Annotated in this window: 7 protein-coding genes; 4 read left to right on the forward strand and 3 right to left on the reverse strand. The window is 45.0% G+C overall.

All coding sequences use genetic code 11. The annotated features are described in order from the left end of the window. The first annotated feature begins 117 nt into the window (after positions 1-117). Positions 118-549, forward strand: a complete 432-nt coding sequence (locus DFR27_RS03175; RefSeq protein WP_121875997.1) for a PcfJ domain-containing protein — start codon at positions 118-120, stop codon at positions 547-549. Positions 550-1,336: 787 nt separating this feature from the next. Then, positions 1,337-1,690, forward strand: coding sequence for a hypothetical protein (locus tag DFR27_RS03185; RefSeq protein WP_147434506.1), 354 nt, complete (start codon positions 1,337-1,339; stop codon positions 1,688-1,690). A gap of 468 nt (positions 1,691-2,158) precedes the next feature. On the opposite strand, the gene DFR27_RS03190 is transcribed toward DFR27_RS03185, so the two are convergent. Both DFR27_RS03190 and DFR27_RS03195 read right to left on the reverse strand, forming a co-directional pair. Beyond that, on the reverse strand, positions 2,159-2,602 hold the full coding sequence (locus DFR27_RS03190) for a hypothetical protein (protein WP_121876000.1): 444 nt from the start codon (positions 2,600-2,602) through the stop codon (positions 2,159-2,161). 199 nt (positions 2,603-2,801) lie between these two features. Further along, a complete protein-coding gene (locus tag DFR27_RS03195) occupies positions 2,802-3,380 on the reverse strand; it encodes a nucleotidyl transferase AbiEii/AbiGii toxin family protein (RefSeq protein ID WP_121876001.1) in 579 nt (192 codons plus the stop codon). 333 nt (positions 3,381-3,713) lie between these two features. Here DFR27_RS03195 and DFR27_RS03200 point away from each other — a divergent pair, with 333 nt between their 5' ends. Further along, positions 3,714-4,232 (forward strand): SHOCT domain-containing protein, encoded by a 519-nt coding sequence (locus DFR27_RS03200; protein ID WP_121876002.1) that lies wholly within the window; start codon positions 3,714-3,716, stop codon positions 4,230-4,232. Positions 4,233-4,375: 143 nt separating this feature from the next. On the opposite strand, the gene DFR27_RS12755 is transcribed toward DFR27_RS03200, so the two are convergent. Further along, complete coding sequence (locus tag DFR27_RS12755) at positions 4,376-4,552, reverse strand: tyrosine-type recombinase/integrase (protein ID WP_211327557.1); 177 nt, start codon at positions 4,550-4,552, stop codon at positions 4,376-4,378. A gap of 916 nt (positions 4,553-5,468) precedes the next feature. Between DFR27_RS12755 and DFR27_RS12570 the strand changes: the two genes are divergently transcribed. Next, positions 5,469-6,000, forward strand: a 532-nt coding sequence (locus tag DFR27_RS12570) for a hypothetical protein (protein ID WP_170150763.1), incomplete at its 3' end; no start/stop codon positions are given.

Raw genomic sequence — 6,000 nt, forward strand, 5'->3', positions numbered from 1 at the left:
TTCAATAGCATTGTGTATTCCGCACTCCAGACAGGCGCGGAAATTCTTTCAAATGTGTTGTGACATGTCATTGTTTTAGATCTTCTAGCCTTTTGAGTAGGGTAATAAAATTTCTAGATGGTGACAAGAGAACGTAGCTTCCGTCGCAATGTGATACGGCCTGAGGTCGTTGCTTGCCACGATCGTTGGGCGCGTCAGTGGACTAACAGCCTTCGGTTTCACGCTAAATTACTGCGCAATGACTCAGGAGTGGCGATTCCGGCTCCGCCACCGCCAGTTAAGCCAAGCGGCTTGATCAACTGGCTATCGACACCTGAGGAGGTTATCGATGAAGGGCGAGCAATGCGACATTGCGTTGCGTCTTATGCTCAACGAGTTCAGCGCGGGGAATACGCCCTGTATCACATGAGCGAGCCAGGAGACTTAACTATTGGATTGCGACGGTCTGTTGCTGGTTGGCAGTTAGACCAAGTTCGGGGTATTTGTAATCGCCTGCCTACCAAAGAGGAGTTGGAGGCGATTGATGAGTGGTTTTTGAAGGGGGTGTAGTGGTGCTGTCCAAATCTCTTAAGATGACACCGCCGGAAATAGATTTTTTTGGGGCGATTACAGACGACTCGGACCAAGTCGGTCTAGCAACTGGGGATTATCGATTTCACTGAAGCCAACAAGTTCAAAGAGTTTTTTCGAGGGCACGCAAAGGTGATGGAGTGAATCATAGGCTCCCATTTTTGGATGTTACGCACTTTTGTAGTGATCGAGGGGGACTCCCTACTCAAGATGATACGCTGGTTACTTAGGGCTGTAAGGCGATTAGACGACGCTCGTATGGCTATTGCCAACGTCATCGATAAACTTTCAGGTGAAAAGTCGATGATCGTCTAAACCAAAAAAAACCTTGGTCTTGTGGCCGAATTGAGCCTAATGCGTATTAAGTTTGCAGGCTACTCAGTTGACGTTTATGGCAGCTAGCATTACGCTGAGTTGCTATCGTGCTTTTAGGTCACTAAATCGCTTCGATATCAGACTCACGAACTTTTGAACGGGCTGTAACGACAACGTCCTAAGGAGAACCTCATTGGTTTTTGACTCCCCCTTTTTAAACTTGATTTTCATGACCTCTTTTGGCGTCTTTTCTATTGCGGCTAGATTATTCTTTGCGTGGTTATGTTTCGACATAAGCTCAAGGTACGGAAGGAATACTGTTTTTTGGTCAATCATAGGTCTTATCTTCGCTATACTTGGCGTCATTATCTGCTACGGATGGGCTAGGAGTCGAGGTACCCGACTTAGGCCGCCCTCCGGACCTCAAATTCTTTGGGGGCGCCGGAATTCAGTGCAACCAACCGATTTAGACGAAAGTAGATACGTATCAGACATAAGTTATCAGAAGGGTAAATCATTAACTGAGTCGCCAGTAAAAGTGATGGGCGCCGATCTTGAAACTAACGACGAGTCAACTAAGTTGTTAAAGACGCTAATTATTAACTATAACAAAGGAAAAGACAGTTTCAGTCTACAAGATATACAAACACTATTCGAGTGCACCAAGATTCATGCTGAAATATATATTGAAGAACTCCTCGACGAAGAGCTTATCAACAAAATTGCTTCTAGCTCTCATCTCGACAAAACCTACGAGTTAAATTCATCGGCGAAGAGGCTCGCAATTAGCCGAGGCTGGATCTAATTAATACGAAAGCTATCATATAGGCTTCCGCTAGGGTACTGACAAGTTAGGGCAATGACACGTTAAGGTACTGGCAAATTAACTCAGTCTCCGAGATAATCGGCCGATAAATAATTACAAACGTCACCGATGGTCGTCCGATGTTATCCCATTCGCCTTTTAAAATGGGGGGTAGTATAGCTAGGGTTGAAAGTGAGACTCCCAAATAAAAGAAGGGATAGACCGATGTAGGCAAAACAGTTATTAGCGCGAGGTGCAGGCGCTGCACTCTTTTTGTTTGCATATGTTGTCCGTAAACGCGAATTTGAATGTAGCCATAAGCCCTGCCCACCGGGTATTTGTCGACGAAGCGTTTACGATTGTTAACCTGCCTCTCGTAACCACACGGATTAAAAGCGGCGGGAAATATCCGAATCTGCGCCCTTTACATATGTCGCTCTTAAATGTCTCTTAGATAAATTTAGGTATCTATTGACATTGAATGTGTATTTCAGATCCGATTTCACTGCTTATGCAGTTAATACGTTTGCCATTTTGAGGATTAGCATCAACGAGTGCCTGTATAGCTTGAACCTGAGCTAGGGCTTGCTGCTCATTATATCTTCGAAGTTCTACATATAAACTCTGCCAAGCAAACTTAGCTGATAAGTCTGTACGCTGATTTTTTTCAACTTCCTCAGCCAAAAGAGCGCCTCGTAGAAGGTACAATTGGCCTCTATAGTCGTTGAGTATATCTGGACGCTTCTCCGCGACAAGACGGTAAGTGCATTCATAAATCTCAATAAAACCGCTAAGCTGAGCTTCACATTGGCTTTGAAGGTCTCTACCTGTTGGTCCAAATACCGTACAGGACGCCAACCCCGTTAAGACGAGGATACCTGTAACAATTCTCGCTAATTCCTTAATATGCATTAATTTCGTCCGCGTCGGCTAATTTCAACAATATTATTGTACACCTTTTATCTTAGTCTAATTATTTCACCAGCTATTGATAGCTTTGATGACACAATGAATGAGCCTTAAACTCTATCGTCCTTGAGCTCACAAGACTTTTAGCTTGCTTAATATTTAATGACCAAGGGGCGTATGCTTGGCCTGCGTATCATAATTGCTAAAGCCAGTGAACAGCAAGTTCTTGGACGCTCGAAATGGCCTCGTCCCATTTGGCGGGAGATGGGTGATAGACGAGGGGCCCAATAAATTGATCGTATCGTGCTAGGTGGTGTGACTGCTCAATTAATAAAGATAGGCCGTATCGCAGCTCGGAGTTTGCATCGTTTACGAACTCTTCGTGCTGATTTCCAAACTGACTTTTGTCGATTTCAATAACTCGCTTAACCATTGCTTTTAAATCGGCAGGTGATGCCATTGATTCGTATATGAGGTGCAGATCATAAACGTGCCGAATTAATGTTTCATCGTCTGCCCTGGAATTATCCCGAGCGTGTGATGCAGTCCTGCGAAGGAGTGAAACGAATTTTTCACTGGCAGTCGAGTGCACTGTCACGCATGCAATGTTTTGAACCTCACCTGCTTCTTTAAGAGTGCTGGCATAAAGGGAGCTCAAGGAAAGCTCTATTGGATCTTCAAGTAAGTCAGACTCTGTTAAGTCAAGCTGCAAATGCGGTCTTAGTGCATCTGGGGTGTCATGCTCTCGTTGTTGTGGATTATCTCGACAAGGTTTTGCCAATGAGTCTCAATGAGTGGGAGAAAAATTGCGAACTAGGCACAATCTTGCAAAGGCTTGTTGAACACGACGAGAGCTTACGGGAAGATTCGACTTTGATTCGCGTGCGCCAAAGGATCGAGTAAGGAAAGGGTTACATGTTGCGACTTGCGATTAATCGAATACTCTAGGGCATCACGGATGCTGAGCTCCTTTCGTTCTAAGCCAGGCTTAAATTTCAGCGAAACACAGCTAAATTTCGCTGAGGTCATTCTGGCATGCATCTGCATAGTGATTTAGTGTGTATTAGGTTAGGATTAAGGGTAAAGGAAGCAGTTAAGATTGAAAGGGAAGTCAATGATAGCTTTAGTCACTAAATTCTTCACTACCAACGCTTTAATCATTTCGGGGATTCTTCTAATGACCTCCTGCGGCGGAGCAACGCCTATTCAAAAGGCGTCCGACTCGAATTCTGGCTTTGATGGAGCTTTCTATGACGGTGAGAGCGTTGAGGTATCTGAGAATTCTTCCGGTGCGGAAGAGTATCGATTGTTTCATCACGATGACGTCGGTTTTCAGAATATGGTTGCTGTGCGTCAGCAAGCCGAAAACCGCGCGAATCAGTTTTGTGGGCAGCGCAATTTAGCGTCGCGAACGATCCGAGAGCAGGCGTCGACACCACCATTTATCTTAGGTAACTTCGCACGCATAGAAATCATTTTCGTTTGTGAAGAGCCCGAGTTGGTTCGCTTAAGCGTGGAGCAGCATGAATCAGATAAATGGGAAACCCTGGAGACGCTCGCAAACCTGCGTGACAGAGGAGTTATTACGGAAGAAGAGTTTGAGGTTGAGAAAGCTAAAATTCTGTCGCAGTAGCGGAGGACTTTCTGCTTAATGGTCGGATTTAGCAATATAGTTTGAGCACCACTCCAACATCTCTCGCCGTTTTTTCATGTATGTGGCTCGATTATAAGCTGCACGTACGTCATTTTCTGGCGCGTGAGCAAGCTGAGCTTCGATCACATCATAGGGGAACTCCGCTCATTAAGTGCCGTACTCGCGATAGATCTCAGTCCATGCGCAACTAACTCTCCTTGGTAGCCCATCCGTTTAATAGCAGCATTTGCACTCTGTGAATTCGTAGGCTTTTTGCGCGAGCGCTGGCTAGGGAATATGTATTCGCTCTCGACGGTGATCTGCCGTTTGTAATCCCCCCGAAAAAAGACAGCGGTTTTAAGTAGAGAATTCCATTAAAATTAAGGAAAGGAGTTTTCTGAGAGTAAGTCTAGCTACTTCCAAGGAGTCAAACTCAGTCGAGAGCAAGCTGGCAAAACGTAGTTTAATTGCAGGCGCTAATAATAACGGCTACTTTCTACGCGACTCACCCTCGAGCAGTTTAATGTCTTCCTCATCGAGATAGATGCCGATATTTTTGCAGCTATGCTCTACAGATAAAGCGACTACCGAAGCTGATAAAAGCATTAATGAAAGGCCGAGTAGAAATGAGTAGGGGTCCATAATAAAACGCTCTTCCTAGTGTTGTTCTAAGTATAGAGCATCTTGATTCAGTCGCGACAGTGCTGAGACCTCGCCTCATTAATTCAAATTACTTTACCCGCGAAAATTTAAGTTAGATCAACGCTTTGTACCCGCTTGACGAAAAGAGACGCTCTATTAATTTAAGATGGGAGAATACTGTTCTACTGGGGTGTAGCTAAGCGGCGACCTTCTTAATCACTGTCAAAACGTGTCAAAACAGTCCGCACACGTGAAGAATGCTCCATTAGAGGCAACCTATGACGTAGCTAATAGTTGATACAGGAGCCTATTGGTCAGCCTGTGTAACCAGAGCCGATGTGGTTTCTCTGGGCCGGCTAGCTCCTTTACATTTATGCGCTATCGAGGTAGATTAGCTAACGGTTTTTAAAGAAACCATCACCGATTTAAACAGCAACTTGCAGGTGAATAAACATGGCTAAAGCGTTGAGACTCACTAATTCCGGTCAGCATCCTGCTGACACCTTTGGAACCTCATCAGCCTTATTTTATAACGTCAATGATCTAATCATTGTGTAGTCAGCGCCATGTTTGTTACTTCGCTATGGAGGGAACATGAGCATTATCAAGTCATACATTTATAGTCGAATTCGTGAGGTTGGTATTTCTCAAACTCAGCTAGTAGCGCAACTGGGGTATCGAAATATCAACAAGGGATTGCAGCGTCTGGGTTGCTATTTCTCTGACCCTACAGATAACCCCGGTATTCAAGATCGCCTTCTTTCCATTCTGGGGGAAGACGAGGGTAAATTTCGATTGGCAATAGATCAGCAGGCTAAGGCTTTGAATAAACGGCGAGAAGAAATGGATAGGTTGGCGTTCCGCCCTCATCTGCGCTGTAACCCCGCAAAGAAGTTTAAGCCTCAAGGGTTGATGGCTCGTTGGGGGTTTCATGCGGCCAGGGTAATTAAGCTACCTATGGAGTTAGCCAATTTGTCAAAGGATGATGAGCATCGAATGATCGTTGCAGCTTGCCGAGCCCATCAGGAGGAGTATCAAGAGATGTGGGCGGAGGGTGGTACTTTCGACTATTACCGTATTTATGGAGAAGTTATTCAGCTAGATCAAAATCTTCAAGTGATCGGCG

This window comes from Umboniibacter marinipuniceus, assembly GCF_003688415.1.
Lineage (GTDB): Bacteria > Pseudomonadota > Gammaproteobacteria > Pseudomonadales > DSM-25080 > Umboniibacter > Umboniibacter marinipuniceus.